This is a genomic window from Fusobacterium perfoetens ATCC 29250 (assembly GCF_000622245.1).
In the GTDB taxonomy this organism is placed as follows: domain Bacteria; phylum Fusobacteriota; class Fusobacteriia; order Fusobacteriales; family Fusobacteriaceae; genus Fusobacterium_B; species Fusobacterium_B perfoetens.
Genome location: NZ_KK211416.1, coordinates 449,080 through 469,904, shown reverse-complemented (window position 1 = coordinate 469,904; position 20,825 = coordinate 449,080). Strand labels below are relative to the sequence as shown.

Below are 20,825 nucleotides of genomic sequence, written 5' to 3'. Positions count from 1 at the left end.
ATGGATGTATATGAAAATTTAAAAAAATTAAATATAAAATTATTAGATCCAACACCAAAAGGAGGAATTTATAGTATAACAAAAGAATTTGGAAATAAATTAGTTTATGTATCAGGAACTGCTCCATGGAATTCAGTAGATGAAAATATAGTAGGAAAATTAGGTAAAGATTTAACTATAGAAGAAGGACAAGAAGCTGCTCGTCGTTGTTTAATAAACATTTTATCTAATCTTCATCATGAACTAGGAGATTTAAATAAAATAAAAAGTTTTGTAAAAATTTTAGGATTTGTAGCCTCTGCAGAGAATTTTTATGAACATCCTAAAGTTATAGATGGTGCTTCAAAATTATTGAAAGAAATTTTTGGAGAAGAAATAGGTTTACCAACTAGATCTGCTATTGGAGTAAGTTCATTACCATGGAACATTCCGGTAGAGATAGAATTAATTTTAGAATTAAAGTAGTTATTAATTAATAAAAATATTTTTATATGATAAAAGTTTAGATTTATCACATAAAGTTAAAAAGTAAAAATAAATATTAATGAGAGGTTTTTGTATTGTACTCAAAATCTTAGATATTCGAGATGATGTTTATAGTATTAAAATCTCTCGTTTTTTTATTTTTTGATAGAAATTTAGAAGTAAAATCCTTTAAATAGAAAAAATTAATATTTAAATAAGAGATTGGGTAAAATCTTTTTTTGTTATTCAATATATTTTTATAAAAATAATTTTGATAAAATTATTTTCATAAAAAATAAAAAATGAAAAAAATTTTTTAAAAAGTGTTGACTTTTAGTTTCAAATGGTATAATATTAATATATAAATTTAAATTAATGGAGATAAAAATGGAAAAAAATAAGAATGTTTTAAAATTAATTGATAATCATTATGATAAACTTTCTAAAAATCAAAAAATTTTAGCGAATTATATAAAAGAAAATTTAAATATTGTTGGTTTTTTTTCAATTAAAGAATTAAGTGAAAAAACAGGAATTAGTATAGCAACTATAAGTAGATTTGTAAAAGAAATTGAATTTGATGGTTTTTTTGAATTCCAGAAAAATCTTAGTGATTTATTAAAAAAAAATATCACTCCTATGAAAGAAATTAAAAATTTTATTAAAGAAAATGAAGAAAAAAATATTTTAAAAAATATTATTGATTCAAATACTAATATTCTATTAAATACTTACACAGAAGAGTTAAATAATAATTTTAATAAAGCTATTGATATTTTATCAGAAAAAAAAGGAAATATTTACATATGTGCTTCAAGAAGTTCTTATAGTGTAGCTTTTTATTTATATTTTACATTGAAAGGTATAAAGGAGAATGTTTATTTATTATCAGATGAAAATGGAAATATTTCACTAAAATTACTTTCTGTAAAAAAAGAAGATAAATTAATTGCAATAAGTTATGCAAGGTACACTAAATTTACTTATAATATAACTAGATTTTTTAAAGAAAAAGAATGTAAAATAGTTTCTATTACAGATAATATTAATGCTCCAATTGGATTAAATTCAGATGTTGTTTTATTAGCTAAAAATAGTGAAATATCTTATAGTTTTGTTGGAGCGATGACATTAGCAAATAGTATAACTGTTGCTTTAGGAAAAATAGAAAAAGAGAAAGTTTTAAAAAGAATGGAGTTGCATGATAAGATTCTATTAGAAAATGATATTTATATTTCTTGATTATTATTTTATTAATATAGCGTACGGATATTAATAAAGTTAATAAAATAAAAAAGATTAGGAGGAAAATATGATTTTTGATTTACCACCAATTTTAGGATTTTTACCTTTACTTTTATATATTTATTTAATGTTAAAAGGAAAAGATATGAACCTTTCTGTTTTAATTTGTGTTCTTTTAGGAGCTGTAATGACAGGAGAAACTATAACTGGTTTTGGTGAAGTATTAAAAGGTTCCTTAAGTTCATTTTTATCTTTGATAGGTTTTATAATAGTTTTAGGATCTGGATTAGGAGAAGTTTTAACACATACAAAAGTTGCACAAAATATTGTATATTTTGTTGTAGAGAAAACTAATATTAAAACAGAAAAACAAGCTATATTAATTTCAATGATAACTTGTACATTGTTAGTTTCTATGTTAGGAACATTATCAGGATCAGTAGCTATTGTAGCTCCTATATTAATTCCAATAGTTTCTTGCTTAGGATTAACACCAAGTACTTTAGGAGTTATATTTCATGGTGCAGCAGCTACTGGACTTCAAATAGGACCATTTGTTCCTCCAGTTGCAACTATAATGGGGTTAACAGGATTAACATATTCTAGTTTTTTATTAAATGCAGGATTACCTATGGGTATTATAATATGGGGATCAACTTATTTTATAGCTTGTCGTACTCAAAAGTTAACAAGAGGAACAGAAAAATTTGATGATTCTTATACCAAAGCAGATGATTTTAAAGCAACTAAAACAATAAATAGAGCAACTTTCACATTTATAGGAACAATGGCAGTGATGTTAATATATGGTATTATAGCTAAAGCAGGGGCTTCTTATGCAATAGTTGTTATGATAACAGCATCTTTACTTACAGGACTTTCAGCAGGAATGAGCTTAACAGATTCGATAAAGAAAATGGTAGATGGAGCTTCAAAAATGTATTGGATGTTTTTTATGTTTATTTTATTTGATCCATTTTTAAATTATGTAGCAAAATCAGGGGCTTTTGAAGCTATTTCAAATTATATGAAACCTTTAATAGATGTAGGAGGAGTTGCAGCATTTTTAGTAATAGCTGCAGCAATAGGGGTATTTGGAATTTCTGGTGCAGGAGTAGCACAAGCTCAAATAACTCATGAATTATTTTTACCATTAGTAACTGCAATGTCAGTAAAAATGGAAATATGGTCTTTTATTGTTTTGGTTGCTTGTCAAGTAACATTCTTTGTAAGTCCAACAGTTGATATGGTTGGAACAATGGGACTAGCACATTCTAAAAATATTAAAGCTATGTTAAAAAATGGATGGTGTTTAACAATCATTACCTTTATAGTAGTTATTATTAGAGCTATAATTTATGCTAGAAGTGTATAGGAGGAAAAATGATAAATTTTGCATTATTACAAACAGATATTAAGTATTGTGATCCAGAATATAATTTTGAAAAAATAAAAAAGATGTTTAAAGAAGCAATGGATAATGAAAAAAAACCAGATATAATAGTTATTCCAGAAGATTGGAGTTATGGTTTTTCTGATAAAATGTATCATGATATGGACAATTTTTGTGAAGAAGAAAATGGGCCTTCAATAAGTGTTTTAAAAAAATTAGCTAAAGAATATAATGTTTGGGTGGTAGGAGGTTCTATTTCAACTAGACATTCAAGAGATAATAAAATAAGAAATACTACTTTTATACTTAATAATAAAGGGGAAATAGTATTTGACTACAGTAAGATGCATTTATATAGTGATATGGATGAAAACTTTATGATTGAACCTGGTGATAAAGCAGAAATTTTAGAAACTGAATTAGGAAAATTTGGATTTATGATATGTTACGATATAAGATTTTGTGAACTTTCAAGAATTTATGCATTGAAAGGTGCACAGGCAATAATAGTTACTTCGAATTTTCCTAACCCAAGAGTAAATCATTGGAAAACACTTTTAACAGCAAGAGCAATAGAAAATCAATTATTTGTAATTGCTTGTAATAGAGTAGGAGAAAGCCCAATGGGAAGTTATTGTGGTCACTCACTAATTATAGATCCATGGGGAAATATAATAGCAGAAGGAGGTGAAAGAGAAGAAATAATTTATGGAAGTATTGATCTTTCGATAATAGATGAAATAAGAAATACTATTCATATGTTTAGAGATAGACACCCTAATTTTTATGAAAAAGAAGGATTATTAAAATAGATTAGGAGGATGAAATGTCTATTATAAATTCAGCAAAAGAAATTCAAGAATATTTACAAACTATAAGAAGAGAATTACATGAAAATCCAGAAATTTCTAATAAAGAATTTAAAACTTCCAAAATAATTTTAAGAGAACTAGAAAAACTTAGAAATTTTAATATAAGAAAAAATGTAAATGGGAATGGAATAATAGCAGAACTTATAGGAGCTAAAGAAGGAAAAACTATAGCACTGAGAGCTGACATGGATGCTTTACAAATAGAAGAAGAAACAGGACTTTCTTTTGAATCTAAAAATAAAGGTGTTATGCATGCTTGTGGTCATGATAATCACATGACTATGGTTTTAGGAGCAGCTTATCTTTTATCTAAAAGAAAAGATGAGCTTTCAGGAAAAGTAAGATTTATTTTCCAACCAGCTGAAGAACTTTCTCCTAATGGAGGAGCTAAAGGAATGATAAAAGAGGGAGCTTTAGAAGGTGTTGACGCTATATTTAGTATGCATGTATGGCCTGATTTACCATTAGGAAAAGTTGGAATAAAAGAGGGGCCATTAATGGCAGCTTCTGACCATTTTATAGTAACTATAAAAGGAAAGCCAAGTCATGCAGCAAAACCAAATGAAGGAATAGATGCTTTAGTAACAGGAGCTCAATATGTAACAGCTGTTCAAACTATTGTAAGTAGAAATGCAGACCCAATGAAGTCTATGGTAATAACAATAGGAAAAATGCAAGCTGGAAGTAGGTACAATATAGTAGCTGGAGAATGTGTTTTAGAGGGAACTTGTAGAACTTTTGTTCCAGAGATGAGAGATTTAGCAGAAAAAAGATTAAAAGAAGTATTAGATGGAGTATGTCTTCTTTCAGGATGTACAGGAGAATTAAATTATGAAAGAGGATATATGGCAGTATTAAATGAAGAAAAAATGACTAAATATATGTCAGATAAAATAAAAGAACTTTATGGAGATGAAGCTTTAATAAAGGTAAATCCTATTATGATAGGAGAAGATTTTTCTTTCTATTTAAACGAAGTTCCAGGAGCTTTTGCTTGGATAGGAACAACAGGAGAGGGAGAAAAAGTATGGCCTTTACATAATAGTCATTATAATCCAAATGAAGGAGTATTATGGAGAGGAGCTGCTTTACTTACAAAATTAGTTTTAGATTTTAATAAATAATATTTTTTATAAAATAAGGTTCACTTAAAATGAACCTTATTTTATTTTAATAAAAATATTCAAAAATTAATTAATTTTAAATTAATTAATTTAAAATAAAAAAAATTAATTAAAAATTAATTTTGTGATTGACTTTACAATTTTTTTGTGGTAAACTTTAATAAATTAAAATAAGTGCACTATATTTTATCATTTTTAACATTTTTATATCTAGAAGTTAGGAGGAAAAACATGATTGATATTTTAATAAAAAATATTTCAATAGTAGATGGAACAGGTAAACCTGCATTTAAAGGAAATGTTGGTGTTTTAGGTGATAAAATAGTAAATGTTTTGGGAAATGAAGATGCAAAAGAGATTATAGATGGAACAGATTTATTTATAAGTCCTGGTTTTATAGATGCTCATTCTCATGGAGATTTAATTTTAGGTGATGAATGTGCAAGATTATGTAAAACTTCTCAAGGAGTAACTACAGAAATAGGTGGACAATGTGGTCTTTCAGCAGCACCAATAAATCCAAAAAATTTAAAATTAGTTCAAGGGCAATTATCAGTAGGAGCAGTAAAATTTCCAGAAGATATGGTAAACTGGACAAGTTATAAACGTTATTTAGAATATGCGGATTCTGTACCTAAGACAGCAAATATTAAAAGTTATGTAGGTCATAGCACATTGAGAATAGCTGTGATGGGATTTGAAAATAGACAACCGACAGAAGAAGAAATGGAAAAAATGAAATCTCTTTTGAAAGAAGCAATGGAAAATGGAGCAGCTGGATTTTCTACAGGTTTAATATATACTCCATGTTGTTATGCTACAACAGATGAGATAGTAGAATTGGCAAAAGTAATTAAACCATATGGAGGAATTTATGCTTCGCATATGAGAAATGAATCATATGATAGTGTAAAATCGGTTGAAGAAACTATTGAAATAGGTAGAAGAGCAGGAGTTCCTGTATTTATTTCACATCATAAAATTTTAGGTAAATCAAATTGGGGATTACAAAAACAAACATTAGCAATAATACAAAAAGCTATAGATGAAGGAATAAAAGTAACATGTGATCAATACCCATATCCAAGAAACATGACACATTTAAATGCTTGTGTACCTCCTTGGCATTTTAATGAGGGTGTAGAAAAAATGTCAGAATTATTTAAAAATCCAGAAATGAGAGAAAAAATAAAAAAAGAAATGGAAGATCCTAATTCTAAATATGATAATTATTATTTAAATGCAGGAGGATGGGAAGGAGTATTTGTTTCTTCTTGTCCTAATACAAGTGGTGTAATAGGAAAAACAATAGCAGAATATTCAAAAGAAATAGGGAAAGATCCTTTTGAAACATTTTTTGATATAATGGTTGAAAATAAAGGTATCGGAAGTGCTGTTTATAGTAGTATGTGTGATGAGGATGTATTTGAAATAGCTAAATTTCCACATACAGTTATTGGAAGTGATGGTTTAACTAGAGAAATGGGAGAAAAGGGTCATCCTAGAGCTTATGGAACTTGTCCTAGAGCAATTTGTTATTATCATAAAGAAAATCATATCATGACTTTAGAAGAAGTAATAAGAAGAATGACGTCTATGTCAGCAGAACGTCTAGGTTTAAAAACAAAAGGAATAATAAAAGAAGGGTATGATGCAGATTTAGTTATTTTTAATTATGAAAAACTTCAAGATAAAGCAACATATACTAATTCAAATGAATTAACAGAAGGAATTGAATATGTTATAGTAAATGGAGGAATAGTATATAAAGATAAAAAATTGACAGGAGTACATACTGGAAGAGTTCTTAGACATTATGAAAAATAAAATAGGAGGAATAAAATGAATGTTTTGATTGCGTTTCTTATCACAATTACAATTTTATTAATTGCTTTAATTAAATTTAAAGTTAGTCCAGCTATAGGATTATTTGTTTCAGCGATAATAATGGCTATTTTATGTAGAATGCCTTCTTCTGAATTATTAGGATATATAGCAAGTGGATTTGGAAATACAATGGCAAGTTTAGGAATAGTAATTTTATTTGGTGGAATTTTTGGTGAAATGTTAGGAGCCTCTGGTGCTACAGAAGAAATGGCAAAAGGGTTATTGAGAAAATTTGGTAAAAAAAATGACCTATTAGCACTTAATTTAGCAGGATTTATTGTTGCTATACCAGTATATTTTGCTTCAGGATATATAATGCTTTCACCATTAATTAATTCTTTACAAAAATTGACTAATAAGAAAAAAAGTGCTTATGCGGCATCATTATTTGTAGGATTATTATTAACACATTGTATAGTTGCCCCAACTCCAGGGCCTGTAGCAGTTGCTTTACAAATAGGTGCAGATTTAGGATGGTTTATTGTATATGGAATAATTGTTGCATTACCAGCAAGTTTATTATGTGGATGGCAATATGGAAATATTGTAAATTCAAAACAAACTAAAGAAGAAAAAGAACAATATAAAAAAGAAGTACAAGAGTTAGTTAATAATGAAGAACTTCTTAAACCAGATCCCGAAAAGCCATCAGCAATGACAGCATTTTTATTAATTTTATTTCCAATAGTTTTAATAATAATTGGGTCTGTTGCTTCTGTTGTATTACCAAAAGAAAATATTATATATTTAATTTTTACATTTTTAGGAAATAATAATATAGCTTTATTTTTAGCAATGATTTTATCAGCAGTAGTTTTAAAAAAATATATTGTAAAAAATACAAATATGAATATTATGAAATTTATAGATTTCTCATCTGATAAGTTAGGAAATGTTTTAATGGTTATAGGAACAGGAGGATGTTTCGGATTAATTTTACAAAAAAGTGGACTAGGAAATGCTTTAGTTGAATTATTATCAAGTTGGAATTTACCAATAGTTCTTTTAGCATTTATATTAGCTATGATAATAAGAGCTGCTGTAGGGTCAGCAACAGTGGCGATGTTAACATCTGTATCTATAGTAGGACCAGCAGCTGTAGCTATGGGATACTCTCCAGTTATTATAGGATTAGCAATTTGTTCTGGAACTGTTGGATTAACATTACCAACTGATGCAGCTTTTTGGTTACCAGCAAAGTATAATGATTTGGAAGTTAATGACGCTTTTGTAGCTACAACATATAGTACAACTTTAGCTAGTTTAGTTAGCTTTATAATTATTATAATTTTAAATATATTTGTAACTTCGTTACCAGGAATGTTTTAATATAGTCTAGGAGGAACTATAAATGATACTTAATAAAAGTTTACAAGAATGGAAAAAAGAGTTTCCTATTATAGAAGATTTAATTTCTTTAAAAGAAACCTTTTGGATAAATAATAAATTATATTCAACTGATGAGGTTTTAAAGAATTCGTCAATTACAATGAGTGAAATATTAGATGCTTCCAAAAGATTAGAAAGATTTGCACCATATATTTCTAAAGTATTTCCGGAGACTCAAAAAAGTAATGGAATAATAGAATCAAAAATAGAAAAAATTGAAAATATGAAAAAAGTTCTTTCTGAAAAAATAGAAAAAAATATAGAAGGAACATTACTTTTGAAATGTGATAGTCATTTACCAATCTCTGGTTCTATTAAAGCTAGAGGAGGAATATATGAAGTTTTAAAATTTGCAGAAGATATAGCATTAAAAAGCGGAAAATTACATTTGGAAGATGATTATTCTATATTAGCTTCTGATGAATTTAAAAAATTATTTTCAGAATACAGTATAGGTGTTGGATCAACTGGAAATTTAGGACTTTCTATTGGAATTATGGGAGCAAAACTTGGATTTAAAGTAACTGTACATATGTCAGCAGATGCTCGTCAATGGAAAAAAGATATGCTTAGAAGCAAAGGTGTAATAGTAAAAGAATATGAAGATGATTATAGTAAAGCTGTTGAAATGGGAAGAAAAGAGTGTCTTTTAGATGAAAAAGCATATTTTGTTGATGATGAAAATTCTAAAACTTTATTTTTAGGTTACACAGTAGCTGCCTTAAGATTAAAAAAACAATTTGAAGATATGAATATTTTGATAGATAAAGATCATCCGTTGTTTGTTTATCTTCCTTGCGGAGTAGGTGGAGGACCTGGAGGAGTAATGTTTGGTATAAAATCTTTATTTGGTGATAATGCCCATTGCTTTTTTGCAGAACCAACTCATTCTCCATGTATGATATTAGGTTTATCTACAGGATATCATGATTTAGTTTCAGTACAAGACTTTGGAATAGATAATAAAACTTGTGCTGATGGATTAGCTGTAGGAAGAGCGTCAAAGTTTGTAGGAAAAACAGTTGAAAATCTAGTAAGTGGTTCTTATACATTGTCAGATGAAAAAATGTATAGATATCTATCTACTTTAGCAGATGTAGAAAAAATTTTCTTAGAACCAAGTGCTTTAGCAGGATTTAAAGGTGTTGAACTAATAGAGAATTCTATATTAGGAAAAAAATATTTAGAAGAAAAAAATATAAATCCTAAAAATATAACACATTTAGTTTGGGCTACAGGTGGAAGTATGGTTCCTAAAGAAGAAATGGAAAAATATTATCAGAAGGGGAAAGAATAATATAAAATTAAAGAAGAGAAAGGAAAATCTTTCTCTTCTTTTTATTTTCTTTTTATGATATAATTTATTAGAAAAATTTTATTATAGAAAGGGAATTGAAATGGAAGAGAAAGATTCTTTAGAATTAGGAAAAAAAATACAAAATTATAGGAAGATGAGAAAATTGACAATAAAAGAATTGTCAGAAAAAGCTAAATTAACTGCGTCTATGCTTAGTCAAATTGAAAGAAATTTAGTAAATCCTTCTATTGGAACCTTAAAAACAATATCTCAAATATTAGATATACCATTATTTATGTTTTTTAAAGAAGAAGAAACTCAAGAATTGATAGTTCGAAGTAACAGTAGAAAAATAATAGGGCTTCCTAATGATGAAGAAGTAAGATATGATTTGTTAACACCAAATACAAAAGGAAATATTGAATTTTGTATGATGCATATACCCCATAGTAATTTTTCAAGTAATATAACTCAAAGTCATAAAGGGGAAGAAGTAGCTTATGTAGTAGAAGGAGTAGTAACTATTCAAATTGGAAATGAAGAATATGAGTTATATCAGGGAGATAGCGTAAGAATTCCTCCTCTAACAGAACATAAGTGGATAAATAATTCAGAAGGAGAAGTAAAGGTTATATTTGCTATAACTCCACCAAGTTTTTAATATTTAATATTAACTGAATTAAACTAAAAAATAATTATAAATGTAGAAAAAACTCTGTATTTACAGAGTTTTTTAAATTTTAATTGCTTCTTTTTTATATATTATTTTTTTTTGAAATTTTAATAATTCAACTTTTAAAAGGTTATAATTTTCTATTTCTTGTCTCGAATATAATTCTTTTTTTATTTTTTCTAATTCAGTTAAATAAGTTTCTAGAGTATCTTCTGTTATTTTTAAATTTTCTTTTTTATTATTTATATAGTAATTAATTATAATACAATCTTTTTCTTTTTCTATTTTATCGTATATATATTCATTAAATATCTCTTTTTTTAGTTTTTTAATTTCTTTTTTTTCTATTACTTCTATTTCATTAAATAATTTTAATACTTGTATTAAATCATTTATTTGTTCTTCTGTTATATCTATTTTTTTTAATTCTTTTATATTTTTATTGAAATTTTTTTCAAAAAAATCAATAATCTCTTTAAGATTATTAGAAAATATATATTTTTTACTAAGAAGATCTTCATATTCTAGTATTGAAGAATTTGTTGATTTTATATATTCTTTTGTGCATTTAAAAGTTGATATTATAGATATTAGGTATTTTATTTCTAAAGAATCTCTAATATAAACTTTCAGATAAATATCTTTCCATTCTTTTGCTGTATGATTTTCATATTTATTTCTATCATTATTATATTCTATGTTTTTATTAATTTTAATTTTTTTTATTATTTCTTTTAATATTTTATAAGGATAATCATTAGTGTATAATTTTATTAATTCATCTAAAGAAGAAATAATATATTCTTTATTAGTATCAGACATATATTTTATTATTTCTTTTATACTATCAACTGGATTATTAAGAATTTCTATAGTATCAATTATTTTAAATAAATATTTTTCAGGAAATTTTTTATATTTTTCTAATTCTTTCATTATTTTGGTTTCTTCTATTTTTATATTATTATAATAACTTTCAAAATATATTTTCTTTTTTCCTAAATTTGTTTTAAAAATTTCTTTTCTTTTATATAAACTTTTTCTTTCATCATTCATTTCAAAAATATACATTTGACAAATTTTTTCTATATTTTTTTCTATTATTTTAAAATTATCTAAAGATATATCTTCTTTTTTTTTCTCTTTTATTTCTTTTGCTTCATACTCGTCTAGTCCTAGAATAATATCAGGTCTTAATTCTTCTTCTAGAATATCATTTAGTTCTAAATTAGGAAAATTATCTCTAATTATTTTATATTCTACTCTATAATCTATATTTTTTTCTTTTTCATCTATATATTCTTTTAAATTAATTAGATACCTAGGATTTTTTAATTTATTTGCTATATTTTGAAAATATAGTTTTACTTCATTTTTTAGTTGATCTATTTTTTCTTTTCCTTGTGAAAAGGATTTTTTTTCATTTTCTAATTCTTCGGTCAAAAAGTCTATATTTTCGTTTATCCTTTTTTGTATTTTTTTTATTTCTGTTAATATTTCTTTTCTATCTTCTAATATTTCATCTACATTAATATCTTCTACTTTTATTTTATTAAATACATATTTTGATATATATTCTACAAAATTATCATTTTCTTTTTTAAAAATTTCTTTCATATATTTTTCATCATAAATATATATTTTTTTCATTTCATTTGGTAATATTTCATCTAATATAGCAAAAAGTTTTATAATTCTATTTTTATTATTTAATCTTTCTAAATTATCAAAACAAATAACAACTTTTTTTATAGAATTTATTTCTTTTATTTTTTCTTCTAGTTCTCTTTTATTTTCTTCTAAGGATATATTAGAAAAAAGAAATTTATAGATTATTTTTAAAAAAGTTTCATTTTCTAAAAATAAATTTTTTATAAATCTTCCTTCCAATCTAAGGAAATTATATTTTTTTAATAATTTTCCAATTCTATTTTGTAAAGTTTCTATTATTTTTTCATTTTCGCTATAGATTGAAACATCAATATAGATAAATTCATATTTATTTTTATATAATATTTCATTAAAATCTTTATAATTTCCATTAAAAAAATTTTCTATAAGTTTAGTTTTTCCTATTCCCCATTCTCCAATTATAGCAAAAGTTTTCATATTTTCTAAATAAAAATCTATTAAAGATAAATATTTTTCTCTACTCTTATATAAATCTTTTTTATAAAATATTTCTTTTTCTTCTTTTGCATAATATATAAAAGAATATATTATTAAAAAATAAATAAAAAGTATTATTAGATATAATGGAGTTATTTTCAATTTGTATTGATAAGTTCCATAAATAAATGAAAAGAAATATAATTCGAGCCATAAAATATTTTTAGAGACTTTTCTTATTCTAAAAAAATCTTTTTCATAATAAATTATAAAAAAGATACTTATTAAAATTGTTAAAATCATTACAATAAGTATTTCTGAAAATGATATTGTAAATATAAAAGGTTCAATATATTCATATTTTTTATTTTCTGATATTTTTAAAATATTTGTTGAAGATAATCCAGAATTTAAGATTTTTCCTAATAATCCAAAAATCATTATATAGAATATTTTTATCATAATTTTCCCCCGGTGTTATGTTTATTTATTTTATTTTATCATACTTATACTATTATTAGAAGAACAGACCATGTATTTTTTGAGATTTAATCATTTTTTATATTAGTATTTATAGTATAGTAAATATGAGAATATATGTTAACAATTTCTATTAAAAATTATATCTTTTTAAATTAAAAAAGTATAGTTATAATAAAATAAATAACTTATAAAGTATATAAAAATATGATTTATTTTTTTATATAGTGTTTTGATATAGATTAATAAAAGTTAATTTAACATAAAAAAATATTGACAAAATAGAAAAAATATAATAAACTTATAATAAATAAAGAAAGTTTATTAATTAATAAAAAAAGAGGTATTTATGACTAAAATAAGTGGAAAACCAGAAATAATAAAAAAAATAAATACTAATTTAGTAAAAAAAGCTATTATAGAAAATGCTCCTATTACAAAGCCACAATTATCTAAAATGTTAAATTTAAGTCTTCCAACAATAAATAAGACTGTAGAAGAACTATTATTAACAGGTGAAGTAAGAAAATGTGAAAATAAAATAGAAGTAAAAGGAAGTGGAAAAAAACCAATTTTTTATGAAATAAATGGAGATAGTATTACATCTATCATAGTATATTTTAAAAATAATTTTCTTTACATGAAAGAATATAATATTTTATCAGAAATAAAAAATGAAAAAAAATATCATATAAATAAAGATTTTGAAATAGAAAAGTTTTTAAATGTATTAGATAAAATGTATAATGAATCAAAAAATAAAGAGAATATAAGAAGTATATCTATTGGAATTCCAGGGGTAATTGAAAAAAATGGATGTATAAGTGGAGCATATACATTAATTAATTTTAATGGAATTAATTTACAAAAAATAATAGAAGAAAAATATAATATAGAAGTAAAAATAGAGAATGACGTAAATCTAATAGCTATAGGACTTTTAGAAAAAGTACCTTCAGATATAAAAAATTTAGTTTATTTGTTTTTAGGTGAAGGAATAGGAACAGGAATTCTTATAGATAAAAAATTATATAAAGGAAAATCAAATTTTGCTGGAGAAATAGGAGAAATATTATTATTTGATGGTAAAACTATAGAAGAAAAGTATAAACTAGCTATTGAAAGTAACAGTAAAGAAGAAATAAAAAGGATTGTTCTTTTTATATTAACAATAAATATTTCTATATTAAATCCAGATATTATTATTATAAATAGTAGTATTCATAGAATAACTAAGAAATTTTTTGATGAAATTTTAAAAAAATTAAAAGAAAAATTTGGAGAAAATAATATACCTGAAATATATTTAGATGAAAAAGATTTAGAAAATGGAATAGAAGGAACTTTAAAAATGGCTTCCTTTAAAAATAAAGATAATTTATCTATTATAGATAAGTAGGAGGAAAATATGTCATATATTTTATCAGTTGATGGTGGAGGAAGTAAAACAACGTATTGCTTATATAATGTTGAGGAAAAAGAAAAATTTTATTTCAAAGGAAAAAGTACTAACTATAAAAATATTGGGATAAAAAAAACAAAAGAAAATATTCATGATGGAATAGAAGAGATTTTTAAAGTTAATAATTTAAACAAAGAAGAAATAAAATTTTATGTTTTTGGTTTAGCTGGTTGTGATACAGATGAAGACTATAAAATATTTAGAGAAATATTAAACTCTTTAAAAATATTTGAAGATAAATCTATCATAATGAATGACGCTGAATTAGCTTATAAATCGATTTATTTTAATGAAGAAGGATGTATTTTAGCTTCAGGAACAGGTTCCATAGGATTTGTTTTTTTAAAAAATAAACAAATTAGATTAGGTGGTTGGGGAAGTGAATTTAGCGATTTAGGTTCAGGATATTGGATAGGAAAAAGATTTTTAGAAAAATATTTATTATCTTTAGAAGGATTAGAAGAAGATGAGATTTTTAAAGAATTTAATAAAGATTTAACTAAACCAGAAATAGTAATAAATGAATATAAAAGTATAACTAAAATAGCTTCTGTAGCTAAATTTGTAATAGATAACTATAACAAATCTTTAATATGTAAAAGTATAGTTGATGAAGCTATAAACGAGCTAAGTAAAATTGTATTAAAGATGGTAAAAATTATTAATAAAGAAAAAATAAATTTAGTAATATCAGGAAGCATAGCTTCTAATAAAATAATATATAAAAATATTTTGAAAAAAGTTAAAAAAATAGAAAAAGATAAAGAGATTTTATTTAATATTAATAATTCTGATTTAACAGAAGGTGGAATAAAAATAGCATTTGATCATTTAAAATAATTTAGGTGGTGATTTTATGAGAAGATATCTTCAAATTTTTTCAGGGGGATTTGCTAAACAAGAAGTAAAAATTGAAGAGTTAAAGTCTAAATTAGAAAAAATATTAAAACTTATAAAAATAGATGGCTTAATAATAGGTTGGTATGAAAATAAAGAATTTTATAACATATTAAAAAATTTTTTAGAAACTTATGGAGTAAAACTTTATTTTTGGTTGCCACTTTTTTCAGAATTAAGTTATTTTGGAAAATTTTCAGAAGTGAGAGATTATAAAGGAAATGAGATAGAAAAATTTTCTTTTCAAGAGGGAGAAAATTTTGAATTTTATTGTCCTAATAATATGGAAAATATAGAAAATATAAAAAGAATCTTTGATGAAAAAATAAGTAAATATAATGTTGATGGAATATTTATAGATAAAATTAGATATCCAGCATTTTCTAATGGTAATGATGCTATTTTTACTTGTTTTTGTGAAAAATGTGTAGAAGATATGAAAAAGTATGGAATAAATATTGAAGAATTAAAAAAATATATAGAAAATAGTTTTAATAAGAAAAATGGAAATCCATTAGAAATAAAACAATATAAAGAATTTAAATATGAATTTGAAAATGAAAATTTAGATAAATATTTTAAATTTAAAAATCAAAGTATATTTGATAAAGTACAAGAATTAACTAATTATTTTAGAAAAAAAGGATTTGAAGTAGGTTTTGATATTTATGCTCCAAATATTTCATATTTATTTGGACAAGATATAAATAAATTAAGTGAAATTGCAGATTTTATAAAACCGATGTATTATAGAAAAACTTTTGCTCCAGCAGGAATACCATTTGAATTCCAAAAATATGGAGAATTATATGATGAAAAAGCAAAAAAATATTTATTAGAATTAATTGGTGAAAAATATTTAAAGGATAATATTTCAAACGAGCAAATGTTGAGAGAAATAAAAGAAATATCTAAGAAGTATAAAAATATTTATATAGGAATTGATTTTAATAAAAAAGATGGAATTGCTTTAAGTAATCCTGAATATATAGAAGAAGTAATGAATATACTTCATGAAGGAAATTCAGAAGGAATAGTATTGTCATGGGATTTTATGAGTATTCCAGAGGAACATATAGAAATCTTTTTAAAAAAGGAGGCTATAAATGAATGAATATATATTAGAGTGTAAAAATATAAGTAAATCATTTTCAGGAGTAGAAGTATTAAAAAATATAAATATAAAAATAAAAAAAGGCGAAATTCATGCAATAATGGGAGCTAATGGGGCTGGAAAGTCTACATTAATGAAAATAATTTGTGGAGTACATAGAGCTAATGGAGGAGAGCTTTTATATATGGGGAAAAAAGAAGATTTTAAATCTCCTTTAGAAGCTCAAAAAAAGGGAATTAGTATAATTTACCAAGAACTTAGTTTAATACCTACATTAAAAAATTATGAAAACCTTTTTGTAGGAAATGAGATTAGAAAAAATGGATTTTTCACAGATGATAAAAAAATGATAGAGAAATTTAAATTGTTATGTGAAAATTTAAATTTTGATATTGATCCCTTAGAAATTACTAAAAATATGAGTATATCTAAACAACAAATGATAGAAATATTAAAAGCAATAAATAATGAATCAGATATAATTATTATGGATGAACCTACAACTTCTTTATCAGAAAAGGAAAAACAATCTTTATTTGAGATAATAAAAAAATTAAAAAATTCAGGAAAAACTATTATATATATATCTCATATGCTTGAAGAAGTTTTCTCTGTATGTGAAAGAATAAGTGTTTTAAGAGATGGAGAATTTATAATTACTGAAGAGATTAAAAATCTTACTAAAGATAAAGTAGTAGAATACATGACTGGAAAGCCAGTGAGAAAAGTTGTTCAAAAAAATAAAAAAGAAAATTTAAATGAAGTTATTTTATCAGTAAAAAATTTAACATACAAAAATATATTAAAGAATGTATCTTTTGATTTAAGAAAAGGAGAAATTCTTGGAATAGCAGGACTTGTAGGAGCAGGAAGAACAGAATTATCAGAATGTATTTTTGGAGTAAAAAATAAAGATAGTGGAGAAATTTTTATTGAAAATAAAAAAATAGATATAAAACATCCAAAAGATGCAGTAAAAAATGGAATAGGATTAATTCCAGAGGATAGAAAAAATTATGGACTTATATTAAAACATACTATAAAAAATAACTCTACTATTATACAAATAGAAAAAATGCTGAATAATAATTTTATAAGCAATAAAAAAGAAAATGAGCATATAGAAAAAGCAATTAAAGATTTATCAATAAAAGTTTCAGATTATGAATTAAAAGTTTCTAGCTTAAGTGGAGGAAATCAGCAAAAAATAGTAGTTTCTAAATGGAATGATATGGATTTAAAAGTTTTAATATTTGATGAACCTACAAAAGGAATAGATGTAAACGCTAAAGAAGATATATTTAAGATAATAGAAGATTATTCTAGTAAAGGAATGGGAATAATTTTTATTTCATCAGATTTAGAAGAAGTAGAAAGAATATCAGATAGAGTATTAGTTCTTAAGAAAGGAAATTTTATAAAAGAATTAAAAGATAATGAACTTACTATAAAAAATATAAATAACTATGTATTAAATGGATAAGGGGTGGATAAATGCTAGAACAATTAAAAACATCATTTAAAAAAGAAAATATTTTAAAAAATTATGGAATAATTTTAGGATTTTTTATTTTGTGTACTATAATTAGTTTTATTACGCCAAATTTTCTTACTAGAAATAATATTATAAATCTTTTAAGACAATCTTCAATTATTGGAGTAATTGCTACTGGGATGACATTTGTAATTATTTCTGGAAATTTTGATATATCTGTAGGAAAGATAGCGGCAATAGGTGGAACTATTATAATGAGTCTTTTATCAGCTGGACATAGTTTTATAGTATCATTTGGAGCTGCCTTATTAGCAGGAGCATTAATAGGATTAATAAATGGTTTTGCTGTTGCGATTGTTAAAATACCATCACTTATAGCTACAATGGGAATGGTAGTCATTCTTCAAGGATTGATATTTGTTTATACAGGTGGTTATCCGATATCATTTTTTAATCCAGTTCTTACAGTTATAGGAAGAGGAAGTGTATTAGGAGTACCTGTTGCAGTAATTATATTTTTTATAGGAGTTATTATAGCTAATGTTATTTTGAAAAAAACTATTATGGGAAGAAGAATTTATTCTGTTGGTGGAAATGAAGAATCAAGTAAACTATCAGGAATAAATACAGTAAAATATAAAATAATGGTATTTGTTATAAATGGAATAACAGCTATTATAGGAGGATTAATATTAGTATCTAGACTTAGTACAGCTACTCCAACAGCAGGAGAAGGATATGATATGGATGCTATAGCTTCTGTTGTAATAGGAGGAACAAGTGTTAATGGTGGAGAAGGAAGTGTTTTAAGAACTATTATAGGTGTTCTTCTTATGAGTGTAATAAGTAATAGTTTTAACCTTATAGGGGTTAATATTTATTTCCAATATATATTTAAAGGAATTATAATTCTTATAGCGGTTGGTTTTGGAAGTTTTAAAAAGAAATAAAACTATATAAATAAAAAAATAAAAAGGAGGTGTCAGAAAAGTTATTATATAAATAATAAAAAATATTATAAATTATTAAGGAGGTAGAATATGAAAAAGGTTTTATTATGTATTTTAGGACTATTAATGAGTATTATAACTTTTGCTCAAGAAAAAGTTATAGGAGTTTCTTTACCTGGACCAGTTGGATATTTTATTGCTGTAAGAGAAGGAATGGATAAACAAGCAATAGAAGAAGGAGTAAAATTAGAATATGCTGATGCTAACTGGGATCCTATTAAGCAATTATCTCAAATAGAAGATTTTGTAGCAAAAAAAGTAGATTTAATAGCTGTTGCAGCAGCAGATTCAGAAGCAATTAAAGGAGCTATTGCTATAGCTCAAGATGCAGGAATACCTGTAATTGCTTTTACAAATTCTATAGGAACAGATGAAGATGGAAGATATCCTGGAATTGTAACTTATGTAGGACAAAATGAAGTAAAAACAGGAGCTTTAACAGGAAAAATTGCTAAAAATTTATTAAAGAAAAATGATGCTAAAGTTGTATTAATAGAAGGAGTTCCAGGAACACCTCCACAAAGAAATAGAAAAAAAGGATTAGTTGAAGAATTAAAAGATACTAACTATAAAATAGTTTTCAACCAAACAAGTAGATGGGAAAAAGAAAGAGCTATGAAAATAGTTGAGGACTTAATTCAAAAAAATCAAGAAATGGATATAATTATAACTCAAGATGACAATTCAGCTATTGGTGCAGGAATGGCATTACAAGAAGCAGGATTAAAAGATAAGATATTTGTAATAGGTCTTGGAGGAAGTAAAGAAGGATTGGCTGCTATTAAAGCAGGATTAATAGATGGAACTACTTATATGTCTGCAGTAGAAGAGGGAGCAGTTACTATAAAAATGGCTTCTAAAGCTTTAAAAGGAGAAAAAGTTGAAGAAGTAACTCCAATGATTCAAGTTGAAGTTAATAAAGATAACGTAAATAATTTTAAAGGTGAATGGTAAAATTTGATTAGTATGTAATTAAAAAAACTATGTAGATTGATAAATAATAATTAGTCTACGTAGTTTTTTTAGTATAAACTATTTATTTAAAAAATTATAATTGAAATTAGATTTTTTATAATTTCAATTATATCTATATAAAATATAGTTTCTAATAACATTTTTATTAAAATAATAAAAGTTATTATTAAAAAAAGTGGTTTAATAAAAAGATTTCCTTTTATAAGAGCAAATTTAGTTCCTAATATAGCTCCAAATATCATAATAATTCCAATTGGAATTGAGTAAAAAAAATTAACTTTTTTTAAAATAATGAAAGAAAGCATACTAGCGACATTACTAGACAAACCTAAAAGTTTTGCATTAGCACAAGCACTTGTAAAATCTAATTTGAATATTTTAATAAGAGCAAAGATCATAAAAGAACCAGATCCAGGTCCTAAAAATCCATCATAAAATCCTATAATAAAAAATATAACCCTACTAATTAAAATATTTTTTTTATTAAGTTCTTTAAATTTATTTTCTTCACCTAGATTTTTATTTATTAAAGAATAAAGGAAAATTAATGTTAATAAAATGATAATTAAAGGAGATAGATATTTAGGATTTATTAAAATTACAGTTTTAACTCCGATAAATGAACCAATAAAAGAAAAGAGAAATAGTTTATAAATAAGTTCTTTGTTAACTTTTCCTGAAAATATAAATTTAAAACTACTTGCAGTAGTACTAATACATGATGAAAGCTTATTAGTTCCTAAAGCAATGTGGATAGGTAATCCTGAAGCTAAGTAAGCAGGAATACTAATTAATCCTCCTCCACCAACAATAGCATCTATAAAAGATGCAATAAAACAAAAAATACTTAAAAAAATAAATGTTTCTATGTTAATATTAGAAAAAAATAATTTAAACATTATATCACCTAATATTTTATAATAAAAGCCAAGATTTGA

17 protein-coding genes are annotated in these 20,825 nt (G+C 24.2%); 15 read left to right on the top strand and 2 right to left on the bottom strand.

Features of this window, described 5'->3' with window-relative positions; translation table 11 throughout:
- From T364_RS0109135 to T364_RS0109095, 9 genes are all read left to right on the top strand, one after another.
- A complete protein-coding gene (locus tag T364_RS0109135) occupies positions 1-465 on the top strand; it encodes a RidA family protein (RefSeq protein WP_027129324.1) in 465 nt (154 codons plus the stop codon).
- Between the two features lie 387 nt (positions 466-852).
- Positions 853-1,707, top strand: coding sequence for a MurR/RpiR family transcriptional regulator (locus tag T364_RS0109130; protein WP_035945614.1), 855 nt, complete (start codon positions 853-855; stop codon positions 1,705-1,707).
- 70 nt (positions 1,708-1,777) lie between these two features.
- Positions 1,778-3,085, top strand: coding sequence for a citrate transporter (locus tag T364_RS0109125; protein WP_027129322.1), 1,308 nt, complete (start codon positions 1,778-1,780; stop codon positions 3,083-3,085).
- A gap of 8 nt (positions 3,086-3,093) precedes the next feature.
- A complete protein-coding gene (locus T364_RS0109120) occupies positions 3,094-3,915 on the top strand; it encodes a carbon-nitrogen family hydrolase (RefSeq protein WP_027129321.1) in 822 nt (273 codons plus the stop codon).
- A 14-nt stretch (positions 3,916-3,929) separates the two neighbouring features.
- Positions 3,930-5,099 carry a M20 metallopeptidase family protein gene (locus T364_RS0109115; RefSeq protein ID WP_027129320.1) on the top strand — a complete coding sequence of 390 codons (1,170 nt, stop codon included), beginning with the start codon at positions 3,930-3,932 and terminating at the stop codon, positions 5,097-5,099.
- Positions 5,100-5,330: 231 nt separating this feature from the next.
- Positions 5,331-6,926, top strand: coding sequence for an N-acyl-D-amino-acid deacylase family protein (locus tag T364_RS0109110; protein WP_027129319.1), 1,596 nt, complete (start codon positions 5,331-5,333; stop codon positions 6,924-6,926).
- Between the two features lie 15 nt (positions 6,927-6,941).
- Positions 6,942-8,315, top strand: coding sequence for a GntP family permease (locus T364_RS0109105; protein WP_027129318.1), 1,374 nt, complete (start codon positions 6,942-6,944; stop codon positions 8,313-8,315).
- Between the two features lie 22 nt (positions 8,316-8,337).
- Positions 8,338-9,672, top strand: a complete 1,335-nt coding sequence (locus T364_RS0109100) for a D-serine ammonia-lyase (RefSeq protein ID WP_027129317.1) — start codon at positions 8,338-8,340, stop codon at positions 9,670-9,672.
- A 100-nt stretch (positions 9,673-9,772) separates the two neighbouring features.
- Positions 9,773-10,333 (top strand): cupin domain-containing protein, encoded by a 561-nt coding sequence (locus T364_RS0109095; protein ID WP_027129316.1) that lies wholly within the window; start codon positions 9,773-9,775, stop codon positions 10,331-10,333.
- 72 nt (positions 10,334-10,405) lie between these two features.
- Here T364_RS0109095 and T364_RS0109090 read toward each other — a convergent pair whose 3' ends face one another.
- Complete coding sequence (locus T364_RS0109090; RefSeq protein ID WP_027129315.1) at positions 10,406-12,916, bottom strand: P-loop NTPase fold protein; 2,511 nt, start codon at positions 12,914-12,916, stop codon at positions 10,406-10,408.
- Positions 12,917-13,283: 367 nt separating this feature from the next.
- Here T364_RS0109090 and T364_RS0109085 point away from each other — a divergent pair, with 367 nt between their 5' ends.
- The 6 genes from T364_RS0109085 to T364_RS0109060 all read left to right on the top strand — a co-directional run bounded on the left by T364_RS0109085 (position 13,284) and on the right by T364_RS0109060 (position 19,866).
- On the top strand, positions 13,284-14,333 hold the full coding sequence (locus T364_RS0109085) for an ROK family protein (RefSeq protein ID WP_027129314.1): 1,050 nt from the start codon (positions 13,284-13,286) through the stop codon (positions 14,331-14,333).
- A gap of 9 nt (positions 14,334-14,342) precedes the next feature.
- A complete protein-coding gene (locus tag T364_RS0109080; protein WP_027129313.1) occupies positions 14,343-15,236 on the top strand; it encodes a BadF/BadG/BcrA/BcrD ATPase family protein in 894 nt (297 codons plus the stop codon).
- Between the two features lie 16 nt (positions 15,237-15,252).
- On the top strand, positions 15,253-16,407 hold the full coding sequence (locus tag T364_RS0109075) for a hypothetical protein (RefSeq protein WP_027129312.1): 1,155 nt from the start codon (positions 15,253-15,255) through the stop codon (positions 16,405-16,407).
- Positions 16,400-17,890: a sugar ABC transporter ATP-binding protein gene (locus T364_RS0109070; protein WP_027129311.1), complete on the top strand. Its 1,491-nt coding sequence runs from the start codon at positions 16,400-16,402 to the stop codon at positions 17,888-17,890. The genes T364_RS0109075 and T364_RS0109070 overlap by 8 nt, the downstream gene beginning before the upstream one ends.
- Positions 17,891-17,901: 11 nt before the next feature.
- Positions 17,902-18,852, top strand: coding sequence for an ABC transporter permease (locus T364_RS0109065; RefSeq protein ID WP_027129310.1), 951 nt, complete (start codon positions 17,902-17,904; stop codon positions 18,850-18,852).
- Positions 18,853-18,942: 90 nt separating this feature from the next.
- The gene (locus T364_RS0109060; RefSeq protein WP_027129309.1) at positions 18,943-19,866 is read left to right on the top strand and encodes a sugar ABC transporter substrate-binding protein; all 924 of its coding nucleotides are present in this window, start codon (positions 18,943-18,945) and stop codon (positions 19,864-19,866) included.
- A gap of 86 nt (positions 19,867-19,952) precedes the next feature.
- Here the strand turns inward: T364_RS0109060 and T364_RS0109055 are convergent, their stop codons facing one another.
- On the bottom strand, positions 19,953-20,786 hold the full coding sequence (locus T364_RS0109055) for a sulfite exporter TauE/SafE family protein (protein ID WP_027129308.1): 834 nt from the start codon (positions 20,784-20,786) through the stop codon (positions 19,953-19,955).
- Positions 20,787-20,825 lie beyond the last annotated feature (39 nt).